This window comes from Oleiphilus sp. HI0128 (assembly GCF_001635365.1).
In genome coordinates, this window is record NZ_LWGG01001433.1 from 1 (window position 1) to 689 (window position 689).

Annotated in this window: 1 protein-coding gene; it reads right to left on the reverse strand. The window is 47.9% G+C overall.

The features are described from left to right. The coding region (moeB, locus tag A3763_RS23700) for a molybdopterin-synthase adenylyltransferase MoeB (protein ID WP_068760622.1) at nt 1-663 on the reverse strand (663 nt) is incomplete at its 3' end. Nucleotides 664-689: the final 26 nt, after the last annotated feature.

Here is a 689-nt window from a genome sequence, read left to right on the forward strand (position 1 = left end):
TACCTTAATAGCCTCCATTGCCTGCATGCTCCCTATAATGCCAACCAACGGCGCCATAACACCTGACGTTGAGCAGGTAAGCTGCTCGTCATCCCCTTCAGCATACAAACACTGATAACACGGTGCTTCATCGTCACGCATATCGAAAACACTTACCTGCCCTTCCATTCGAATCGCGGCACCAGACACTAGAGGCTTTGCTTCTTCGACACATGCTCTATTGACCGAGAATCGAGTTGTGAATGTGTCGCTGCAGTCCAAAACCAAGTCAACTCTGGCGACAGCAGACCGTAACCCCTCCTCATCCAGACGTTTGGCAAGTACCTTCACTTCAACATGAGGGTTTATATTGCCAAGCATTTCAGCCGCGGAGTCTACTTTCATTTTTCCTAACGAGCTTTCGCCATGTAGAATTTGGCGCTGCAAGTTGGAAACATCAACATGGTCATCATCAACGATAGTTATGCAGCCAACACCTGCTGCTGCAAGATACATCGCAACCGGGCTACCCAAGCCACCCGCACCAATAATAAGTACTTTTGCATTCTTGAGCGCCAACTGCCCCGCAACATCGAATTTAGGCAACATGATCTGCCGGCTATATCGCAATAACTCCGGATCACTTAACTCTTGATAAACTTCGCGACTTTGCTGCTCGCTCACAATTCACCTCTATACAGATATAAAAC